This is a genomic window from Streptomyces sp. NPDC007863, assembly GCF_040633895.1.
Lineage (GTDB): Bacteria > Actinomycetota > Actinomycetes > Streptomycetales > Streptomycetaceae > Streptomyces.
In genome coordinates this window covers 29508-49324 of record NZ_JBEYEI010000033.1, presented here as the reverse complement: position 1 = coordinate 49324, position 19817 = coordinate 29508, and the positions used below count along the sequence as shown (strand labels likewise).

The 19817-nt window shown below is 73.9% G+C and carries 18 protein-coding genes; 11 read left to right on the top strand and 7 right to left on the bottom strand.

Going from position 1 to position 19817, the window contains the following annotated elements:
* The 3 genes from ABZ621_RS35225 to ptsP form a co-directional block, all read left to right on the top strand.
* On the top strand, positions 1-204 hold a 204-nt coding region (locus ABZ621_RS35225; protein WP_360610904.1), incomplete at its 5' end, for a hypothetical protein.
* Between the two features lie 251 nt (positions 205-455).
* Positions 456-905 carry a PTS glucose transporter subunit IIA gene (locus ABZ621_RS35220; RefSeq protein ID WP_360610903.1) on the top strand — a complete coding sequence of 150 codons (450 nt, stop codon included), beginning with the start codon at positions 456-458 and terminating at the stop codon, positions 903-905.
* Positions 906-986: 81 nt separating this feature from the next.
* Positions 987-2657, top strand: coding sequence for a phosphoenolpyruvate--protein phosphotransferase (ptsP, locus tag ABZ621_RS35215; protein ID WP_360610901.1), 1671 nt, complete (start codon positions 987-989; stop codon positions 2655-2657).
* Positions 2658-2733: 76 nt separating this feature from the next.
* On the opposite strand, the gene ABZ621_RS35210 is transcribed toward ptsP, so the two are convergent.
* On the bottom strand, positions 2734-3651 hold the full coding sequence (locus ABZ621_RS35210) for a hypothetical protein (protein ID WP_360610899.1): 918 nt from the start codon (positions 3649-3651) through the stop codon (positions 2734-2736).
* A 36-nt stretch (positions 3652-3687) separates the two neighbouring features.
* Positions 3688-4983, bottom strand: a complete 1296-nt coding sequence (locus ABZ621_RS35205; protein WP_360610897.1) for an MFS transporter — start codon at positions 4981-4983, stop codon at positions 3688-3690.
* 47 nt (positions 4984-5030) lie between these two features.
* Between ABZ621_RS35205 and ABZ621_RS35200 the strand changes: the two genes are divergently transcribed.
* Positions 5031-6350 carry an aminotransferase class I/II-fold pyridoxal phosphate-dependent enzyme gene (locus tag ABZ621_RS35200; protein ID WP_360610895.1) on the top strand — a complete coding sequence of 440 codons (1320 nt, stop codon included), beginning with the start codon at positions 5031-5033 and terminating at the stop codon, positions 6348-6350.
* 70 nt (positions 6351-6420) lie between these two features.
* Here the strand turns inward: ABZ621_RS35200 and ABZ621_RS35195 are convergent, their stop codons facing one another.
* On the bottom strand, positions 6421-7995 hold the full coding sequence (locus ABZ621_RS35195) for a serine protease (protein WP_360610893.1): 1575 nt from the start codon (positions 7993-7995) through the stop codon (positions 6421-6423).
* Between the two features lie 370 nt (positions 7996-8365).
* Between ABZ621_RS35195 and ABZ621_RS35190 the strand changes: the two genes are divergently transcribed.
* Both ABZ621_RS35190 and ABZ621_RS35185 read left to right on the top strand, forming a co-directional pair.
* Positions 8366-9019: an RNA polymerase sigma factor gene (locus ABZ621_RS35190; protein ID WP_360610891.1), complete on the top strand. Its 654-nt coding sequence runs from the start codon at positions 8366-8368 to the stop codon at positions 9017-9019.
* Positions 9016-10056 (top strand): CU044_5270 family protein, encoded by a 1041-nt coding sequence (locus ABZ621_RS35185; RefSeq protein ID WP_360610889.1) that lies wholly within the window; start codon positions 9016-9018, stop codon positions 10054-10056. Before ABZ621_RS35190 ends, ABZ621_RS35185 begins: the two co-directional genes overlap by 4 nt.
* Before the next feature lie 50 nt (positions 10057-10106).
* Here the strand turns inward: ABZ621_RS35185 and ABZ621_RS35180 are convergent, their stop codons facing one another.
* Positions 10107-12086, bottom strand: coding sequence for an acetoacetate--CoA ligase (locus ABZ621_RS35180; RefSeq protein ID WP_360610887.1), 1980 nt, complete (start codon positions 12084-12086; stop codon positions 10107-10109).
* 213 nt (positions 12087-12299) lie between these two features.
* Here ABZ621_RS35180 and ABZ621_RS35175 point away from each other — a divergent pair, with 213 nt between their 5' ends.
* Positions 12300-14648, top strand: a complete 2349-nt coding sequence (locus ABZ621_RS35175; RefSeq protein ID WP_360610885.1) for a glycoside hydrolase family 31 protein — start codon at positions 12300-12302, stop codon at positions 14646-14648.
* A gap of 49 nt (positions 14649-14697) precedes the next feature.
* Complete coding sequence (locus tag ABZ621_RS35170; protein ID WP_360610883.1) at positions 14698-15432, top strand: hypothetical protein; 735 nt, start codon at positions 14698-14700, stop codon at positions 15430-15432.
* 137 nt (positions 15433-15569) lie between these two features.
* Here the strand turns inward: ABZ621_RS35170 and ABZ621_RS35165 are convergent, their stop codons facing one another.
* Positions 15570-16082 (bottom strand): NUDIX domain-containing protein, encoded by a 513-nt coding sequence (locus ABZ621_RS35165; protein ID WP_360610881.1) that lies wholly within the window; start codon positions 16080-16082, stop codon positions 15570-15572.
* Between the two features lie 60 nt (positions 16083-16142).
* On the opposite strand from ABZ621_RS35165, the gene ABZ621_RS35160 reads away from it, so the two are divergent.
* From ABZ621_RS35160 to ABZ621_RS35150, 3 genes are all read left to right on the top strand, one after another.
* Entirely contained in the window at positions 16143-16961 is an 819-nt protein-coding gene (locus tag ABZ621_RS35160; protein WP_360610879.1) for a M15 family metallopeptidase, read from the top strand.
* Positions 16962-17045: 84 nt separating this feature from the next.
* Positions 17046-17510, top strand: a complete 465-nt coding sequence (locus ABZ621_RS35155) for a zinc ribbon domain-containing protein (protein WP_360610877.1) — start codon at positions 17046-17048, stop codon at positions 17508-17510.
* Positions 17507-18694 (top strand): lipid-transfer protein, encoded by a 1188-nt coding sequence (locus tag ABZ621_RS35150; RefSeq protein WP_360610875.1) that lies wholly within the window; start codon positions 17507-17509, stop codon positions 18692-18694. Before ABZ621_RS35155 ends, ABZ621_RS35150 begins: the two co-directional genes overlap by 4 nt.
* 99 nt (positions 18695-18793) lie before the next feature.
* Here ABZ621_RS35150 and ABZ621_RS35145 read toward each other — a convergent pair whose 3' ends face one another.
* Positions 18794-19399 (bottom strand): ATP/GTP-binding protein, encoded by a 606-nt coding sequence (locus ABZ621_RS35145; RefSeq protein WP_360610873.1) that lies wholly within the window; start codon positions 19397-19399, stop codon positions 18794-18796.
* Positions 19380-19817, bottom strand: coding sequence for a DUF742 domain-containing protein (locus ABZ621_RS35140; RefSeq protein ID WP_360610871.1), 438 nt, complete (start codon positions 19815-19817; stop codon positions 19380-19382). Before ABZ621_RS35140 ends, ABZ621_RS35145 begins: the two co-directional genes overlap by 20 nt.

The window sequence follows — 19817 nt, the reverse complement described above, 5'->3', positions numbered from 1 at the left end:
CTTCGTTCCTGTTTCCAGGCCCTCCGGGCGCTTCCTTCGTTTCCGACTCTATCAGATCTTTCCGATCCGATTTCCTCGGTGCTTTCCGGTCCCGAATTGAATTTCTCGGGGCCTTCCGGCGGGGTCAAACATTACCAGGCTTTCTCCGTCCCCCTGACCACCCCTCCGCGTTCACCGGATGAACCGGGGCAGGCAGAGGTGTAGACCACTGGGGTTAGGATCTGGCTTGATCGGTGCTGCCGACCGCGACTCAAAGCCGCGTTGGGGTCAGGCAGGAGTACGACAGTACATCCCACCGTCAGTAGAGGCAAATCGTTTCCGGTAGTCCCTAGGTCCGCCAACTGGTACGTCTCGTGCGGAACCGGGACTTCTTATGACTTACGCTTCTGAACAGTACGCGCCGCCCAGGACAGGTGTGGCGGCGCCACACGATCTCCGCCCCTGGGAGGCTTCCCATGTCAACCGTGACGTCGCCACTCGCTGGACGCGCCATCGGTCTCGCCAACGTTCCCGACCCGGTCTTCTCCGGTGCCATGGTCGGGCCCGGCACCGCCATCGATCCCGTACGTGAGCCCTCCGAGGCGGTCTCCCCCATCGACGGGGTCGTCGTCTCCATGCACCCGCACGCCTTCGTCGTCGTGGACGGCGAAGGCCACGGGGTGCTGACGCACCTCGGCATCGACACCGTCCAGCTCAACGGCGAGGGCTTCGAGCTGCTCGTCAACAAGGGGGACACCGTGGCGCGCGGACAGGCCGTCGTGCGGTGGAACCCCGCCGACGTCGAGGCCGCCGGCAAGTCGCCCATCTGTCCCGTCGTCGCCCTCGAGGCCACGGCCGACTCGCTGTCCGGCGTCCGTGAGGACGGCGACGTGAAGGCCGGCGACCAGCTCTTCGACTGGAGCTGAGTCCGGTCCGTCGTCCGGACGGCCACGAGTACGACATTCAACGCGGTGGCTTCGGCCGCCGCTCAATCGGAGACGGGTGAGATGGAGACAACGCTGCGAGGCGTCGGCGTCAGCCACGGTGTGGCGATCGGCCAGGTCCGGCACATGGGTACGGCGGTTCTCGAACCGCCCGCCAAGCAGATTCCCGCCGAGGACGCGGAGCGCGAACAGGGGCGCGCCCGCCAGGCGGTGGAGGCTGTCGCCGCGGATCTGATCGCGCGCGGCAACCTGGCCGGCGGCGAGGCCCAGGCGGTGCTGGAGGCCCAGGCGATGATCGCCCAGGACCCGGAGCTCATCGCCGACGTCGACCGCAGGATCGCGGTCGGGAGCACGGCCGAGCGCGGTATCTACGACGCCTTCTCGCACTACCGCGAGCTGCTGGCGGGTGCCGGTGAGTACATGGCGGGCCGGGTCGCCGACCTGGACGACGTGCGGAACCGGATCGTGGCGCGGCTGCTCGGAGTGCCGATGCCGGGTGTTCCCGACAGCGACGAGCCGTACGTGCTCATCGCGCGGGACCTGGCGCCGGCCGACACGGCGCTGCTCGACCCGGCGCTCGTGCTCGGGTTCGTGACCGAGGAGGGCGGGCCGACCAGCCACAGCGCCATCCTGGCGCGTGCCCTGGGTGTGCCGGCCGTGGTGGCGCTGCCCGGTGCCGGTGAGCTGGCGGAGGGCACGGAGATCGCGGTGGACGGTTCCACCGGCGAGATCTTCGTGGACCCGAGCGAGGAGAAGAAGGCGGCTCTGACCAAGGCCGCCGAGGAGCGGAAGGCCGCGCTGTCCGCGTCCAGTGGCCCGGGTGCCACCTCGGACGGGCACAAGGTGCCGCTTCTCGCCAACGTCGGTGGCCCGGCGGACGTGCCGGCCGCGGTGGAGGCGGGCGCCGAGGGCGTCGGTCTGTTCCGTACCGAGTTCCTCTTCCTGGACGACAGCCAGAAGGCCCCGTCCGAGGAGAAGCAGATCGAGGCGTACCGGAAGGTCCTGGAGGCCTTCCCCGAGGGCCGTGTGGTCGTGCGGGTGCTCGACGCCGGCGCCGACAAGCCGCTCGACTTCCTGACGCCGGTGGACGAGCCGAACCCGGCGCTCGGCGTGCGCGGGCTGCGGTCGCTGCTCGACCACCCGGAGGTGCTGCGGACGCAGCTGACCGCGCTGGCGAAGGCCGCCGAGGGTCTGCCCGTGTACCTGGAGGTCATGGCGCCGATGGTGGCCGACCGGACGGACGCGAAGGCGTTCGCCGACGCGTGCCGCGAGGCGGGGCTCCGGGCGAAGTTCGGCGCGATGGTGGAGATCCCGTCCGCCGCGCTCCGGGCGCGCTCGATCCTCCAGGAGGTCGAGTTCCTGTCGCTGGGCACGAACGACCTGGCCCAGTACACCTTCGCCGCCGACCGTCAGGTGGGCGCGGTGTCCCGGCTGCAGGACCCGTGGCAGCCCGCGCTGCTCGACCTGGTGGCGATGTCCGCCGAGGCGGCCAAGGCCGAGGGCAAGAGCTGTGGTGTCTGTGGCGAGGCCGCCTCGGATCCGCTGCTCGCGTGTGTCCTGACCGGTCTGGGTGTCACCTCCCTGTCGATGGGTGCGGCGTCGATCCCGTACGTGCGGGCGACGCTGGCGAAGTACACGCTGGCGCAGTGCGAGCGTGCGGCGGCCGCGGCTCGGGCCGCGGACACGGCGCACGAGGCGCGGCTGGCCGCGCAGGCGGTGCTGTCCGGGGAGTGATCCCGGGGTCGTAGCGCGTGGTTCGGAGGGGCTTCCCGTCACCTGGTGGCGGGGAGCCCCTTCGTCGTGTCCGGGGTCAGGGGTGGCGGTGGGTGCCGGGGTCGGGGGCGAGGGGGAAGCCGGCACGGTGGTCGACGCCGTGCTCCGGGGGGAGGGGTTCGCCGGTGCGGGCGTCGGTGCAGTAGGCGGCGAAGACCTCGGCCTCGGTCAGCGGGGCGAGGGTGCCGTCGGCGAGGCGCCAGCCGTGGACGCGGTCGGGGCGTCCGGGGTGGGTGGCGCGCAGGACGAGGCCGCCCGGGGCGGCGAGAACGAGGCCGGCCGCGAGGACAGCGGCGAACTCGGTGGCGGCGGTGGGGTCGTGGTGGTTGGTGCCCTGGTCGTCGCGGGCGGTGTGGAGGACGGCGAGCAGGTGGTCGTCGGCGGCGGGGACGCTGCAGACGAGGTGATGGGTGCCGCTTCCCGCGCCGTCGAGGAGGGCGAGGAGCAGGCGGGTGGCGTGGTCGAAGGCGTCGCGGCCGAGGTCCAGGTCGCAGTCGGGGCAGTCTCCGGCGGTGGCGAGGACGGTGGTGGCGTACTCCCAGGTGGCGCGGCGGACGGCGGTGTCGACGAGTTCGGGGAGGAGGGTGGTGAGGGGCTGTCCGGTGTAGGTGACGCGGGCGCCGGTGGTGGCCAGGTGGTCGGTAAAACGGCTGCGGCTGGTGGGGTGATCGGGGTCGAGGCCGGTCTCGGCGCAGTAGGAGACGTATTCGTCGGGGTCGAAGAGGGCCACGGTGGTGTGGGTGCCCTGGCGGGCGAGGGATTTGAGGAGGGCTTCGATCTCCTTGAGGTAGGTGCCGTGGTCGTCGAAGGCGAAGGTGCGGTAGCGGCGCATGGCGGCGAAGTCCTGCTCGTCGGCGAGGAGTCCGACGGTGCTGGGGATCTCGCGGCGCAGGGCGCGGCGGAGGGCGCGGCGGAGGCGGGTCGTGGTGGTCGTGGTGGTCGTGGTGGTCGTCATGGGTCCCCCTCGTTCGTGGCGGTCTGATCACGGCGATCAATGCTCACTCACCGTAACCGTCGGCACTGACAGTGACGGCGGGGTGGGCTGGGTGACGCGGTCGCGGATGAGGCGGTGCTGGGCGGCGCCCGCGCCGGCGAGGGCGAGGCCGAGGAGGGGCCAGGCGAGGGGGCCGGCCGTCATGACGGCCGTGACGAGGAGGGGGCCGGCGAAGCGCTGGCTCGACTGGGCGGTGCCGTGGGCGCCGAGGTAGGCGCCCTGGGCGTCGGCGGGGGCCAGGGCGACGGAGAGTTCCCACGAGGCGGTGGCGTGGACGATCTCGGCGAAGGTGAGGGCGACGACGGCCACGACGAGCGCGGCGATGGCGAGGGCGCGGCCGCCGGCGGCGGAGGCGGCGAGGGCGAGCGTGCCGACGACGAAGAGGCCGGAGAGGGGGACGAGGAGGCGGCGGGCGGCGGCGGGGGTGGCGCCGAAGCGGGCGAGGGGGACCTGGAAGAGGACGACGAGGACGGTGTTGAGGACGAGGAGGAGCGGGACGAGCCCGACGGGGGCCTCGGTGGCGTGGACGATCCAGAGGGGGACGGCGACCTGGAGGATCGTGTCGTCGAGGAAGAGGGCGGCGTCGGTGGCGGTGTAGCCGAGGAAGGTGCGGTCGCGCCAGGGGCCGGCGGGCTTGTCCCGGACGGTGTCGCGAGGGGTGGCGGAGGCCGGGGAGACGGTGCGGGTGGCGGAGGGGGGTTCGGCGCAGCGGAGGGTGAGGACGGTGATGGCGAGGTAGGTGAGGACGTTGCCGACGAGGAGCCAGGTGTAGGCCTGGGTGGATCCGGTGGCGAGGGCGGCCGCGGCGCCGAGGCCGCCGATGGACCAGCCGATGTTGACGGTGGTGCGCTGGATGGCCTGGTAGCGGGCGCGTTCGGTGCCGGCCTGGCGGGCCGCGTACAGCTTGATGAGGACGCTGCCGGCGCGGTCGGGGAGGGCGCCGAGGGCGGAGTAGAGGGTGAGGAGGAGGAAGTGGTCGGTGGTGAGGAGGGCGAGGAGGGTGGCTCCGCGCATGAGCTGGGTGGCGGCGATGACGCGGACGAGGGGGAAGCGGTCGGCGAGGACGCCGGCGAGTGGGGCTCCGGCTATGCCGACGCCGCCGGCGACGGTCATGAGCAGGCCGACCTGACCGAGGCTCAGCCCTGAGACGTAGGTGAAGTAGAGGGCGGTGCAGCCGGCCCAGAGGCCGGTGCCCGTCTTGTCGACGATGCTGACGACGAGCATGCGGCGGCCGTCGCGGCCTCCTGGGATGCGGTCGAGCGCGGTGCGGTGCCATGACGACGGCCGACTCACGTGGTTCCCCCTTGACGCGATTTATGTATTGGTACATAATTTTGAATGTGGCAACACAATATTGGATTCAGGGGACGACAGCCAAGGGGATCGCCGCGTCCGTCGAACGCGGGGTGGCCGAGGGGGAACTCGCCCCGGGCGACGCGCTGCCTCCCGTACGGAAGCTCGCGGACGACCTGGGGGTCAGTCCGGGCACGGTGGCGACCGCGTACAAGGAACTGCGCGGACGGGGGCTCGTGGTGACCCGCGGGCGGGGCGGCACGGTCGTGGCGGAGGCGCCGTCGGTGGCGTCCCGGCGGCCCCCGCGCATGCCGGAGGGGCTGACGGACCTCGCCAGCGGTCTGCCCGATCCCGCCTTCCTGCCGGTGCTCCACCCGCCCCGCGACGTACGGCCCGTCTACGGCTCGCACCGGGCGGCGCCGCGGCTCGCCGCGCTGGAGGAGCTGACCCGGGCGTGGTTCCGGCGGGACGGGGTGCCCGCGGAGCGGGTGACCTTCGCGCACGGGGCGCTCGACTGCGTCGCCCGGCTGCTCTCGGTGGAGCTCCGGCCCGGGGACGCGGTGGCCGTCGAGGACCCCGGCTTCCACCACCTCCTCGACCTGGTGCCCGCGCTGGGACTGCGGATGGTGCCGGTGGCCGTCGACGGCGAGGGGCTCACGCCGGACGCGCTGCGGGCGGCGCTGCGGGCCGGCGTGCGGGCCGTCGTCCTCAGCCCGCGCGCGCAGTGCCCCACCGGAGCGTCCCTCTCCCCCGCGCGGCGGGACGAACTGGGGGCGCTCTTCCGGGAGTTCCCCGAGGTCCTGGTGATCGAGGACGACTACCTCGCCGAGCTCGACGGGCCCGCGGCACCGACGGTGAGCGCACTGGCGCCCGCCCGCTGGGCCCAGGTGCGCACGGTCTCGAAGCGGCTGGGCGTGGACCTGCGGTGGGCCGGGGTGACGGGGGACGCGGTGACGCTCGCCCGGCACGACGGCCGGATGGTGATGACCTCCGGCTGGGTCAGTCATGTGCTCCAGGAGACCGTCGTCGGGCTCTTCTCCGACCCGGAGGTGGCACGGCTCGTGGCACGCGGGGAGGCCGCGTACGCCGAGCGGCGGCGGGCACTGGTCGACGCCCTCGGCGCCCGCGGCATCCGCGCGGTCGGGGCCTCCGGCCTGAACGTGTGGGTGCCGGTGCGGGACGAGTCGGCGGTCGTCAACGGGCTGCGGACGTACGGGTGGTGGGTGGCCGCGGGCGCCCGCTTCCGGATCACCGCGCCGCCCGCCGTACGGATCACCGCTTCCATGCTGCTGCCGGAGGCCGCCGAGCGGCTGGCGGCGGACTTCGCGCGGGTGCTCGGGGACACCCAGGCGACGTACGGGGGCTGACGCGGCGTGAGCCCGCCGCCCGGACCGGGAGACGGTCGGGGCGGCGGGCTCACGCGCGCGTGGCGGGTGGTCAGCGGGTGCGGTAGGCGTTGCCGAGGGTCTGGTCCAGGGTGTTGCCCTGGGCGTCGGTGAGCGTGGCGCGGAACGAGACCGTGCCCCCGGCGGCGGGGTTGCGGACCACGACGGCGCCGTTGACGACGGGCGCCTCGGTCCAGGTGCCGCCGCCATCGACGGAGGTCCGGACGCGCAGCGACCGGGTGCCCGCGCCGGCGGCCGGGCCCTGGACCGTGACGGGGACGCGGAGTTCCGCGCCGGCCGGGGCGGTGCCGGCGAGGTCGAGCGCCGGGGTGAAGCGGACGACGCTCAGGGGCAGTGCGGTCGGGGTGGTGGTCGCGGCGGAGTCGAAGGTCCAGACGGCGCTCGTGCGCCCCGCGCGCGTGCCGGTGCCGTGGAGGGCGGTGGCGGTGAGCCGGTAGCGGGCCTGCGCGGCGGTGCCGAGGGCGAAGGAGGCCCGGCCGGGGTCACCGCGGTGGGTGCCGACGAGGACGCCGTCGCGGTGGAGGGTCGTGGTCGCCGAGCGGAAGACCGGGGCGGAGGGGGTGTGTCCCTCGCCGTCGGCGAGCAGCGGCACGTCCAGGGCGAGCCGGTCGCCGTCGCGGACACCGGCGGGCGCCGCGCCGGGGGTCGGGTCGAGGGCGGGGCCGAAGACGGCGTTGTCGAAGGTGTGGGTGGTGGTCGCGCCGGCACGGACCGGCAGGTCCGGCGCCTCGTACCGGTTGGGCGGCGTCTCCGGCGTGCCGGGCGTGGTGTACGACAGGTCCCAGGCGCCGCGCTCGGGGGTGACGTGGAAGGTCGCGGTGCCGGGGCGGGCGAACTGGGCGCCGAGTCCGACGGTGGTGCCCTCGGACGGCAGGATCGCGGCGGAGCCGACGCCGCCGGCGGCGTCGCGGTCGGCCGCGCGGACCTTGAGCGTGGCCAGATCGCCGGCGGCGGGCCTGCGGGCGAAGCCGGTCAGGGCGCGGCCGGAGGTGAAGCGGTAGCCGAGGCCGTAGTCGGCGCGCTCACCGATCCAGTAGGCGTCGAACGAGGCCGTCACCGAGCCGGCTTCGGCGGCGGGGCCGACGTGCGCCACGCGCAGACCGTCCGCCGAGGACATCAGGTTCGCGGAGCGGGTCCGTCCGTCGTGGTGGACCTCGATGAACGACATGGCGTGCTCGGGACGGGCACCTGCCTCGGGCGGCCGCACGTCGACCGGCGACGTGGTGCGGGCGTCCAGGGTGACCGTCGTGTCGTGGTCGAGGTCGAGGCGGGGCTGGACGAGCCAGTCGACACCGGCGCCCTCGGACTCGGGGAGCAGCTGCGAGTCGAGGAGGTAGCGGCCCTTGGGCAGCCGCAGCGTGACGGTGCCGGAGGCGTCGTGGGGCCTTTCCTCGACGGCCTCGCCCGCGCCGGAGACGCCGACGACGCGGGTCGAGTAGGAGTCGGTCGGGGCGCCCTCGCGGTCGAGGTGGCGGAGGGTCAGGGTGAACGTCTCGCTCTGGGCGGTGGCGGGCGGGGCCGTGAAGGCGGTGGCCGTGAGGGCGGCGGCGAGAGCGAGGGCGGGAAGGGCGGGGCGGATCCTGGATCCCTTCCTGGGGCGGATCACGGAGGGGGTGTCCGGGATCCTGGATCCACGGTTCTGGATGTTGGATCCGATGTCCTGGGTATCGGATCCACCGCGCTGGAGCCTGTATCCAACGTTCTGGAGACTGGATCCGATGTTCTGGGTACGGGACCCACTGTTTCGGATCTTGGATCCAGTGTTCTGGGTGGTGGATCCGGTGTCCTGGATATTGGATCCAGGGGCCTGGGGCGTGGTGCGCTGCGTCGGTGTTTCGTTCATGCAGGGAACTGGGCGCCGCGCGGCCGGGGTTCCCGTGACCTGGGCCACATGAGGCGCGGGGCGGGCGGGGAGTGTGGCGCGGGTCACGGGAACCCGGGCGAACCGGTGAGCAGTACCCAGTGTGGAACCAGAGATGAGAGAACGTTTCCGGGCCGGGGATCCCGCGGCGCTCGGTGAGGCGTACGACGAGCACGCACGGGCGCTGTTCCGGTACGCGTACCGGATGTGCGGGGACCGGGCCTCGGCCGAGGACGTCGTGTCCGCGACCTTCCTGGAGGCGTGGCGCTGCCGGGGCAAGGTCCGTGCCGAGGGCGGGAGTCTGCGGCCGTGGCTGTTCGGGATCGCCACCAATGTGCTGCGCGGGGCCGCGCGGGAGGCGCGGCGGCGGGACGCGGCGCTGGCGCGGATGCCGGACCGGGGGGTGTTGCCGGACTTCAGTGACGCGGTGGACTCGCGGCTCGCCGACGAGGAGCGGCTGCGGGCCGCGCGGGTGGCCCTCGGCCGGCTGCGGCGCCGTGAGCGGGAGGTGTTCGGGCTCGTGGTGTGGGCCGGACTCGACTACGCGACGGCGGGCGAGGCGTTGGGCGTCCCCGTCGGGACCGTGCGCTCCCGGCTCTCGCGAGCCCGGGAGCGGCTGCGGGCCCTCGCCGAGGCCGAACTGCGCGCCGGTCGGCGCCGTGCCGGATCCGGTGCCGGTGTCGGCGCCGTGGCCGGCGGGCCTTCCCTGTCCGTGAGTGACGGCCGTACCGTCCTCGTCCCCCGAACCTCCCCGGAGAAGCCGGTATGAACGACGTCGATCCCCGTTCCCTGTCCCGTTCCGACCGGGATCCGCTGCTCGGCGAGTTGAGCGCCCTGTTGCCCGCGCCCGCCGTACCGGAGTTCGCGCCGGAGCGGCAGCGGGAGCTGCGTCGGGAGCTGCTGGCCTCGGTGCGGCCCTCGCGGCCGGCGGGGTGGTGGACGCGGAGGGCCGTGCGGTTCGCCGTGCCCGCGGTGGTGTGCGGCATCGCGGCGGGTGCGGTGCTCGTCGCCGCTCCCCCGGAGCCGCGTGAGCCGCGGTCGGCGGTGCGGGCGGAGGGCGCCGCCGTGCTGCTCTCGCGGGCCGCGCTCGCCGCCGCCTCGGCGCCCGCGCCGGACGCGCGGCCGGAGGAGTTCGTGTACGTGGAGAGCCTGGTGTCGCGGGCCGGGCTTCCGGCGGGCGGCGGGGCGGCCGTCGTGGAACCCGTACACCGGCGGCAGGTGTGGCTGTCGGCCGACGGGAGCCGGGCCGGGCTGCTGCGGGAGGAGGGGGCCGCGGATTCCGAGCTGTCGCCCCGGCTGCCCGTGTACGAGCTGGACGGGCCCGGTGCCGAGCCCCGGCGGACGTACCTGGAGACGGGCGAGCCGTCGGTGACCGAGCCGACGCACGCGTTCGTGGCGGGGCTGCCGACCGAGCCGGAGGCGCTCCTGCGGCTGGTGCGGGAGCAGACCCGTACCGGTGGCGGGGACGCGGACCAGCGGGCGTTCGCCGCGATCGGGACGCTGCTCGCCGAGACCTGGGCGCCGCCCAAGGTGACGGCCGCGCTGTTCGAGGCGGCCGGGCGGATCCCCGGCGTGGTGGTGCTGCCGTCGGCGCGGGACGCGGCCGGCCGGGAGGGCGTGGCCGTGGCCCGTACCTCCGGGGCGGAGCGGACCCAGTGGGTCTTCGACCGGTCGACCTCGGCCTTCCTCGGGGAGCGGACCGTGCTCGTCTCGGCCTCGGCCGCCGGTGCGGCCGGGACGGTGCTGAGCGAGACCGCCGTGCTCAGGAAGGCGGCGGTGGCACAGGCCGGGCAGGTGCCCCGCTGAACCGGTAGGTGACGGAAAGGGGCGCCCCGCGTGGGGCGCCCCTTCTCGTGTCAGCCTCGGCGGGTGGCCGCGAGGGACTCGTAGAAGCGCAGGAGGTCGAGGTTGTCGACGGAGCCCGCGTTGACGGCCTTCTCCAGGGGGGTGCCCTGGAGAAGGCGCTTGACGGGGACCTCGATGCGCTTGCCGGTGAGGGTGTGCGGGACGCCCGGGACCTCGATGATCTCGTCGGGGACATGGCGCGGCGAGAGTTCGGTGCGGATCGTGGTCTTGATCCGGGCGATCAGGTCGTCGTCGAGGGCCGCGCCCTCGGCGAGGTGGACGAAGAGTGGCATCCAATATCCACCATCCGGTTCCTCCAGGCCGATGACGAGGGACTCGCGGATCTCGGGAAGCCGCTCGACCGCCTCGTAGATGTCGGCGCTTCCCATGCGCACGCCCTGGCGGTTGAGGGTGGAGTCGGAGCGGCCGTGGATGACGACCGAGCCGTGGTCGGTGATCGTGATCCAGTCGCCGTGGCGCCACACCCCGGGGAACATCTCGAAGTAGCTGTCGTGGTAGCGGCTGCCGTCGGGGTCGTTCCAGAAGTGGATCGGCATGGAGGGCATGGGGTTGGTGACGACGAGCTCGCCGACCTCCCCGATGACGGGCTTGCCGGAGGGGTCCCAGGACTGGAGGTCGGTGCCGAGGCCGGCCGCCTGGAGCTCCCCGATGTGCACGGGGAGCGTGGGGACGGCTCCCGCGAAGCAGGAGCAGACGTCGGTGCCGCCGCTGACGCTGGCGATCCACAGGTCCTCGCGGACCTCGTCGTGGAGCCAGCGGAAACCGTCGGGCGGCAGCGGGGAGCCGGTGGTGGCGACGCACTTCACGGCGGAGAGGTCGAAGTCGCGGCCGGGGTGGACGTCGGCCTTGGCGCAGGCCATGACGTAGGCGGCGGAGGTGCCGAACAGGGTGGCGCCGGTGCGTTCGGCGACGCGCCACTGGGCGCCGGTGTCCGGGTAGCCGGGGCTGCCGTCGTACAGGACCACGGTGGTGCCGGTGAGGAGGCCGGAGACGAGGAAGTTCCACATCATCCAGCCGGTGGAGGTGTACCAGAAGAAGACGTCCTCGGGGCCGAGGTCGCAGTGGAGGCCGAGCTGCTTGAGGTGCTCGATCAGGATGCCGCCCTGGGACTGGACGATCGCCTTCGGCAGGCCGGTGGTGCCGGAGGAGTACAGGACCCACAGGGGGTGGGCGAACGGGACCCGCTCGAAGACGGGCTCCGTGTCGGCGGCGACGAGGTCGGCCCAGTCGAGGGCGCCTTCGGGGGCCGGCGTGCCGAGGAGCGGGATGTGGACCACGGCGCGGAGGGTGGGGAGCTCGGCGCGGAGCTCGGCGACGGTGTCGCGGCGGTCGTGCTCCTTGCCGCCGTAGCGGTAGCCGTCGACGGTGAAGAGGACGACCGGCTCGACCTGCTGGAAGCGGTCGAGGACGGAGCGGGCGCCGAAGTCGGGGGCGCAGGAGGTCCAGACGCCGCCGACGGCGGCGGTGGCGAGGAGGGCGACGACGGCCTGGGGGACGTTCGGCAGGTAGCCGCTGACGCGGTCGCCGGGGCGGACGCCGAGGGCGCGCAGTTCGGCGGCGAGCGAGCCGACCTGGCGGCGGAGTTCGCCCCAGGTGATCGGGGTCGGCTCGTGGGTCTCGTCCACGTGGAGGAGGGCCGTGTCCCCGGGGCGCTCCGTGGCGGCGCGCAGGGCGTGCTCGGCGTAGTTGAGGGTGGCTCCGGGGAACCAGTCGGCGCCGGGCATCGAGCGGTCGCCGAGCACGCGCGCGTAGGGGGTGGCGAAACGGACGTCGAACCATTCGGCGACGGCGCCCCAGAAGGTCTCCAGCTCCTCGACGGACCAGCGGTGCAGGGCCGGGTATCCGCCGTCGACGGGGGCTCCGTGGTGTTCGGCGGCCCACGCCTGGAAACGGGTGACGGCGGCGTGGGCGATGCGCTCCTCGTCCGGCTGCCAGAGCGGCTCGGTCGGCTCGGTCGGCGCAGTTGTCATCGGGTGGCTCCCTGGCTGTACGCGGGTCGGCGTGTGTCGCGCGCACGTGCGGGGGTGTGCGCGTGACGCGGCTGACAGGACGATGCCATGGGAGCGGCGTTCGCACCAGGGCCGCCCGCACATGGTCGGTGAGTTGAACATGTACTCCCACCACGGGTGAACGGCAGCTGAACGAGACTCGTATCGCCGCTGGCGGGTGGCAGGGTGACCCTCATGGACGGTCGTGGACTGGTGCGTTCGGTGAGGGTGTTCGGTTCGGTGCGGGGGCTCAGGACGGTACGGGCGGCGTGGCGGCAGCGGCGGGCGGACGCGGCGGGGCTGCCGCCGCGGGGGGCGGAGCGGGCCCGGGTCCCGGGGCTCGCGGAGGGCGCGGAGCCGGCTCCGGGCGGCGGGACGGTGCGGTTCGCCCGGTCGTCACTGCGGGTGTGCGTGTCGGCGGGCGGCACGGTGTTCTGGGGCTGGGACGGGGCGGAGCCGGAGCCGTCGTACGCGCTCGTGGGGGCGGCGCCCGAGCCGGATCCCCGGGCGGTCCTGGAGCCGGACACGGACGGCGGCTGGCGGGTCGTGTCGGAGCGGGTCACGGTGGCCGTCTCGCGGCACGGGGCGGTGGAGATCCGCACGCCGGGCGGGGTGATGCTGCGGCGTGACCTGCCGCCGCGCTGGTGGGAGCCGGTGGGCGGGGGGCCGGCGCGGTGGGCGCAGCGGGCGGAGGTGCCGGCGGACGCGCGGTTCTTCGGGCTCGGCGGGCGGTCGGCGGGGCCGCGGCTGCGGGACGGGGCGTACCGGCTGTGGAACACGGACCCGAAGGGGCGGTTCGGGCCGGGGGACGATCCGCTGTACATCACGATGCCGGTGCAGTTCGTCGTCGCGGACGCGGGGACGCATCTGGCGTTCCACGACAACACGTGGGACGGGCGGGTGACGCTCGCGGAGGGCGAGGAGGGGGCGGGGTCGGGGCACGACCGGCCGGGCACGAGCGAGGTGCGGATGGAGGGCGGTCCGCTGCGGTGCTGGGTGGTCGTCGGGACCCCCGCGCGCGTGCTCCACAACTGGGCGGCGCTGACGGGCGCGCCGGCGCTGCCTCCGGCGTGGGCGCTGGGGCCGCAGCACGCGCGCTGGGGGTTCGGGAGCGCGGCGGAGGTACGGCGGGTGGTGGCCGGGTACCGGGAGCGGGGGCTGCCGCTGTCGGCGGTCCATCTGGACATCGACCACTACGACGGCCACCGGGTGTTCACGGTGGACCGGGAGCGGTTCCCGGACCTTCCCGGGCTCGCGGAGGAGCTGCGGGGGCAGGGGGTGCGGCTGGTGTCGATCGTCGATCCGGCGGTCGCGGCGGAGCCGGGGAACGTGCTGTACGAGGAGGGGCGGGCGGCCGGGGCGTTCGTGCGGGACGCGCGGGGCGAGGAGGTGCGGGGGGTGGTGTGGCCCGGGGAGTGCGCCTTCCCGGACTTCACGGATCCGGACGTACGGAAGTGGTGGGGCGGACTGTACGAGGAGCGGCTGCGGCAGGGCTTCTCCGGGATGTGGCACGACATGAACGAGCCGGTGTCGTTCGCGGCCTTCGGCGATCCGACGCTCCCCCGGTCGGCCCGGCACCACCTGGACGGGCGCGGCGGCGACCACCGGGAGGGGCACAACGTGTACGGGCTGCTGATGGCCCGGGCCGGCTACGAGGGGCTGCGGCGGCTGCGGCCCGAGGAGCGGCCGTTCCTGTTCACGCGCGCGGGGTGGGCGGGGATGCAGCGGTACGGGGGCACCTGGTCCGGCGACGTGGCGACCGGCTGGCCGGGGCTGCGGGCCTCGCTCGCGCTGGTGCTCGGGCTCGGGCTGTGCGGGGTGCCGTACTCGGGGCCGGACGTCGGCGGCTTCGACGGGAGCCCGTCGCCCGAGCTGTTCCTGCGCTGGTACCAGCTGGGGGCGTGGCTGCCGCTGTTCCGGACGCACGCGGCGCTGGACGCGGGGCGGCGGGAGCCGTGGGAGTTCGGCCCCGAGGTGCTGGAGCACGCGCGCGTGGCGCTGGCCGAACGCGAGCGGCTCCAGCCGTACTTCGTGACCCTGTCCCGGCTCGCCCGGATGACGGGCGCGCCCTATGTGCGGCCGATGTGGTGGGGGACGCCGGAGGACCGGGCGCTGCGGGAGTGCGAGGACGCCTTCCTGCTGGGCGACGGGCTGCTGGTCGCGCCGGTCCTGCAGCGGGGCCAGGACCGGCGGGCGGTGCGGCTGCCGCGCGGCCGCTGGTACGACACGGCGACCGGGGAGGCGTACGAGGGCCCCGGGCAGGTGCTGCTCGACGCGCCCCTCGCGCGCATGCCGGTCCTCGCGCGCGCGGGCGCGGTCCTTCCGGTGCGGGGCGCGGACGGGGAGCTGACGCTGGAGGTGTGGGCGCCCGCGCCCGGCCGGACGGGCGGCGGGCTCGTCGTCCGCGACAGCGGCGACGGCTGGGAGCCGGCGGAGATCGAGCGGTACCAGTCACGGCTCGTGGACGGACGGGTCGTGGTCGAGCGGGTGACGGAGGAGGGGTGCGTGGCGGCGGAGTTGCCGGTGCGGGTGCGGGGTCTGTGACCGGGGCGGCGGAACGGCCTTGTCGGTGGCCTCTCCTACGGTGTGCGGCATGACCGACGACACGAACGAAGCACCTGGCCCCGTACATCTGTGCGGGTTCTGGTACGCCGTACCGACCGCGGACCAGGGCTCGGTGCTCGACGCCTTCGACCTGGGCGAGGAGCAGGTGGTGTCCCTGCGGGCCGGCGCGGAGACCTGGAACCTGGACCAGCACTCCTGGGACGCCGACGACGCCCACGCGGCCTGCTCCCGGGTCTTCGTCAGCCCCGTCCTGGACGGCTGGACGCTGGTCTTCGGCTCGTCCTCCCTGGACCATCACCGCGTCGAGGACGCGGACGACCCGGAGGCGGCGCTCGCCCCGGTGGTGCGGGAGCGGTGCGTGGCGCTCAGCCGGCGGTTCGGCGCCGCGCACTGGTACGGGATGAGCTGCGGCGACGGGTGGACCGCCTGGTGCGTCGCCGAGAACGGCGAAGTGCTGCGCCACTACGACGCCTTCGACGCGGAGGAGAACGGCGACGACGGGCCGCGGCACCCGGCGGAGGCCGGATACCTGCTGCCGCACGAGGACGGGTTCCCGGAGGACGCCTTCGACGACGTGGACGTCAGCGACTCGGCGGCGTTCACCGCCCTCCACGACCGGCTCAAGCGGGAGCTCTGCATTCCGGACACCTGCTACGCCGACGACATCGCCGCTCGGCTGTCGGTGAACCCCGGTGCGCTGGGGCCGCACACCGCGGTCGTGGGGCAGGGGGTGGTGGCGTTGACCGCTTGCGGTAGGGGCTGACCGGATCCTGAAGAGCGGATCTTGGATATCGGATCCAGGATCCCGGAGGTCGGATCCAGGACCCTGGAGATCGGATCAGAGATTTTGGATCCAGGATGTTGGATGTTGGATCCCGGATGTTGGATCCGACATCTGCCTCAGCCGTACGCGCCCCCGAACCACTTCCCGGCCGCCTCCGTGTGGAGCGGGAAGACCAGTTCGCGCGGTTCCGGGAGGACGAGGCGGGCGGAGGTCTCCGAAGTCGGGGTGAAGGCGGGGAGCGCGGCCGCCTCGACGGGCGGGAGGAGGCCGAAGACGAGGAGGTGGTCGGCGGAGGAGAGGACGTCGGCGAGGCGGACGTCCTCGGGGGCTGCAGCGATGCCGGTCTCCTCGCGGAGTTCGCGAGTGACGGCGGTGCGCCAGTCCTCGCCGTGGTCGATGAAGCCGCCGGGGAGGGCGGTGCCGCCGTGGCCGGGGTGGATGGCGCGGGTGATGGCGAGGAGACCGGTGCCCGTCGGGGCCGTGACCGGGAGCAGGGCCACGGCCACCGGGAGGGGGTTGCGGTAGGCGGTGGTGCCGCACGAGCGGCAGGTGCGGGGCCAGGGGGTGATGCCGGCCGGGTAGGGGGCTCCGCAGGCCGAGCAGTGGGAGTCGTGCACGGGGGTGGTCACGGCGTCGACCGTACGCGAGGGGGTTTCCCGGTGGGGACGGAACTGGTAGACCCGGTGCGCATGACTCGACTTGGTGTGGTGACACGTTCGCTGGGTGCGGCCCTGCTGCTCGTCTGCGTGGGAGGTCTGGGCTCCCCGGCGGTCGGTGCGCCCGCCGTCGGCGCGCCCGGACCGAAGGCGCCGCGGGAGTTCGTGGCCCTGGACTCGGTGGACCGGACGATCCTTCAGGAGATGCGGTACACGACCGCGCACAACTTCGTGGGCGAGCCGATCGATGGGTACCGGCAGCCCGTGTGCGTGCTGACGCGGCTGGCGGCGGAGGCGTTGCACCGGGCGCAGACGCGGCTGCTGGCGCGGGGGTACACGCTGAAGGTGTACGACTGCTACCGGCCGCAGCGGGCGGTGGACCACTTCGTGCGCTGGGCGGAGGACCTGGCGGACGAGCGGATGAAGGCGGAGTTCTATCCGGCGGTGGCGAAGGACCGGCTCTTCGCGGACGGGTACATCGCGGAGAAGTCCGGGCACAGCCGGGGGTCGACCGTGGACGTGACGGTGGTGCGGCTGCCTGCGGCGCGCACGCGCGCGTACGTGCCGGGCGAGGAGTTGACCTCGTGCGTGGGGCCGCGGGAGGAGCGGTTCCCGGACAGCTCGGTGGACATGGGGACCGGGTACGACTGCTTCGACACGCTCTCGCACACCGAGGACCCGAGGATCACGGGCGTCCAGCGGGCCAACCGGCAGCTGCTGAAGGGGCTGCTGGAGGCGGAGGGGTTCGTGAACCTGCCGGAGGAGTGGTGGCACTTCACGTTCAAGCCGGAGCCGTTCCCGTCGACGTACTTCGACTTCCCGGTGGCCCGGAGGTCGGTGGCCGGGCACTGACGTCTTCCGCCGCCTGCGCGGGCGTGCCAGACTCGGCGGCCGCAGATACATGACGCATCGTCAGATCTGGGCGGAGGGGCGACGATGGCACGGACGCGCAGGCCGGTCGTGGGCGGCTGGTTCACCGACGACACCGTTCCGGACGGGGAGTTCCGGCTGCTCGGCACCCGGTGTTCGGCCTGCGCGGCGGTGTTCTTCCCGCGCGAGGACGACGCCTGCCGCAACCCGGGCTGCGCGGGTGGGGGCGCGCTCGACGAGACGCCGCTCTCGCCGCGCGGACGGGTGTGGTCGTACACCGACGGGCGCTACCGGCCCCCCGCCCCGTACGTCTCCGACCCGGAGAAGCCCTGGGAGCCGTACGTCCTCGTCGCGGTCGAGCTCGCCGCCGAGGGGATGGTGGTGCTCGGGCAGGCCGCACCCGGCGTGCGCACCGCGGACCTGGCGGTGGGCATGGAGGTCGAGGTGGTGCCCGGGGTGCTGAACGAGGACGCCGAGCACGTCTGGACCACCTGGCGGTGGCGGCCTGTAGGGACGGAGGAGCGCGCGTGAACGACATCGCCGTCATCGGGGCCGGGATGCATCCCTGGGGCAAGTGGGGGCGCAGCTTCGTCGCATACGGGACCGCCGCCGCCCGCGCCGCGCTCGCCGACGCCGGAGTGCAGTGGTCGGATATTGGATCCATCGTCGGGGCCGACACCATGCGGTGCGGATATCCGGGATACGTGGCCGGGGCGACCTTCGCGCAGGCCCTCGGCTGGCAGGGTGCGCGGGTGACCAGCGTGTACGCGGCGTGCGCCTCGGGTGCCCAGGCCATCGGCGCGGCACGGGCGCAGATCCTCGCCGGGCTCGCCGACGCGGTGCTCGTCGTGGGCGCCGACTCGACCCCGAAGGGGTTCTTCGCGCCGGCCGGCGGGGAGCGGCCCGGGGATCCGGACTGGCTGCGGTTCCGGGTGCTCGGCGCCACCAACCCGGCGTACTTCGCGCTCTACGCCCGCCGCCGGATGGCGCTGTACGGGGACACCGTCGAGGACTTCGCCCGGGTCAAGGTGAAGAACGCGGCGGCGGGGGCGCTCAACCCGCTGGCCCGCTACCGGAAGACGGTCACCGCGGAGGAGGTCGCCGCCTCGGCGGTGGTCGCCGATCCGCTGCGGCTGCTCGACATCTGCGCCACCTCCGACGGCGGGGCGGCGCTGGTGCTGTCCAGCCTGGACTTCGCGCGGCGGCACGGGCACGCCGATCCGGTGCGGATCCGGGCCGTGTCGACGGTCTCCCCCACGTACCCCAGGGCCGTCCTCGACCTGCCCGACATCGCCACCGACGCGACCACCGCGCTCGCTCCCCCGCCGCAGGGCTTCAAGGCCTCGCTCGCGCGGGCGGCGTACGAGGAGGCGGGGCTCGGGCCGGAGGACCTGTCGCTGGCCGAGGTCTACGACCTGTCGACGGCCCTGGAGCTGGAGTGGTACGAGGACCTGGGCCTGTGCGGGACCGGGGAGGGCGCCAAGCTGCTCCGGGACGGGGCGACCCGACTCGGCGGCGCGCTGCCGGTCAACACGAGCGGCGGGCTCGCCTCCTTCGGGGAGGCGGTGCCCGCGCAGGCGATCGCCCAGGTCTGCGAGCTGACCTGGCAGCTGCGCGGCGCGGCCGGCGACCGGCAGGTGCCGGGGGCGCGGGCCGGGATCACCGCCAACCAGGGCCTGTTCGGGCACGGGTCGGCGGTGGTGGCGGTCCGCTGAGGCCGCCCGGGAGGGGCGGGCCCGCGACCTGATCCGTACGGCTGGGGGCTGTAGGGATCAGGTCGTACGGTTCCGGCCGTCCGGATCAGGTCGTCCGGATCAGGTCGCGACCGGCTGCTGGCCCCGGTCCGCGAGGACGAGGGCGTGTTCGACGACGGCGACGAGGACGGCCTTGACCGACTCGCGGTCTCGGGCGTCGCACAGCACCAGCTCGACGTCGGGGTCGAGGTCGAGCGCGGCCCGCACGGTCTCCGTCGGGTAGTGGCGGGCGCCCTCGAAGCAGTTGACGGCCACCGTGAAGGGGATGCCGCGCCGCTCGAAGTAGTCGATGGCGGCGAAGCTGTCCTCCAGGCGGCGGGTGTCGGCGAGCACGACCGCGCCGAGCGCGCCCTGCGCCAGCTCGTCCCAGAGGAACCAGAAGCGGTCCTGGCCCGGGGTGCCGAACAGGTACAGAACGAGGTCCTCGCGGAGCGTGATGCGGCCGAAGTCCATGGCGACCGTGGTGGTCGTCTTGGCCTCGACGCCGTGCAGGTCGTCCACGGGACGGCCGGCCTCGGTGAGGACCTCCTCGGTCCGCAGCGGCCGGATCTCGCTGACCGCGCCGACCAGTGTCGTCTTGCCGACTCCGAAACCGCCCGCCACCAGGATCTTCAACGTCACCGGCTCGACGGGGGGCTTCTTGCGGCTAGAGCGCCCGAAGGCCATTGATCACCTCGCGGAGGATGCTCACGTCCGGCAGCTGGGCCGGCGGAACGGGGCGGGTCACGTGCACGAGTTCCTCGTCGACGAGGTCGCCGACCAGGACCCGGACCACCCCGACGGGGAGGTCGAGTCCGGCGGCGAGCTCGGCGATCGACTGGGGCTGCTCGGAGCAGCGTTCGACGATCTCCACGTGTTCCGGGGAGAGCGACTGGTCACGGCCGGGGTCGTCGGCGGCCGGCTCGGGCACCACCAGGGCGATGAGGTCGAGCCGGTGCCGGCCCGCGGCGCTCGTCCGGCCGCGGGTCATCGCGTACGGGCGGACGACCGGGCCCGCCTCGTCGTCGTACCAGTGGTGGGGGACGGCGCTGCGCCGGCCGGAGACGTCCCCGTCGGGCTGAATGCGCTCGGCTGCGTCGCTCAT

Coding starts and splice junctions, on each gene's coding strand:
- ABZ621_RS35220 (WP_360610903.1), top strand. CDS start 456: ATGTCAACCGTGACGTCGCCACTCGCTGGACGCGCCATCGGTCTCGCC.
- ptsP (WP_360610901.1), top strand. CDS start 987: ATGGAGACAACGCTGCGAGGCGTCGGCGTCAGCCACGGTGTGGCGATC.
- ABZ621_RS35210 (WP_360610899.1), bottom strand. CDS start 3,651: ATGACGACCACCACGACCACCACGACCACCACGACCCGCCTCCGCCGC.
- ABZ621_RS35190 (WP_360610891.1), top strand. CDS start 8,366: ATGAGAGAACGTTTCCGGGCCGGGGATCCCGCGGCGCTCGGTGAGGCG.
- ABZ621_RS35185 (WP_360610889.1), top strand. CDS start 9,016: ATGAACGACGTCGATCCCCGTTCCCTGTCCCGTTCCGACCGGGATCCG.
- ABZ621_RS35180 (WP_360610887.1), bottom strand. CDS start 12,086: ATGACAACTGCGCCGACCGAGCCGACCGAGCCGCTCTGGCAGCCGGAC.
- ABZ621_RS35175 (WP_360610885.1), top strand. CDS start 12,300: ATGGACGGTCGTGGACTGGTGCGTTCGGTGAGGGTGTTCGGTTCGGTG.
- ABZ621_RS35170 (WP_360610883.1), top strand. CDS start 14,698: ATGACCGACGACACGAACGAAGCACCTGGCCCCGTACATCTGTGCGGG.
- ABZ621_RS35160 (WP_360610879.1), top strand. CDS start 16,143: ATGACTCGACTTGGTGTGGTGACACGTTCGCTGGGTGCGGCCCTGCTG.
- ABZ621_RS35155 (WP_360610877.1), top strand. CDS start 17,046: ATGGCACGGACGCGCAGGCCGGTCGTGGGCGGCTGGTTCACCGACGAC.
- ABZ621_RS35145 (WP_360610873.1), bottom strand. CDS start 19,399: ATGGCCTTCGGGCGCTCTAGCCGCAAGAAGCCCCCCGTCGAGCCGGTG.
- ABZ621_RS35140 (WP_360610871.1), bottom strand. CDS start 19,817: ATGAGCGACGCAGCCGAGCGCATTCAGCCCGACGGGGACGTCTCCGGC.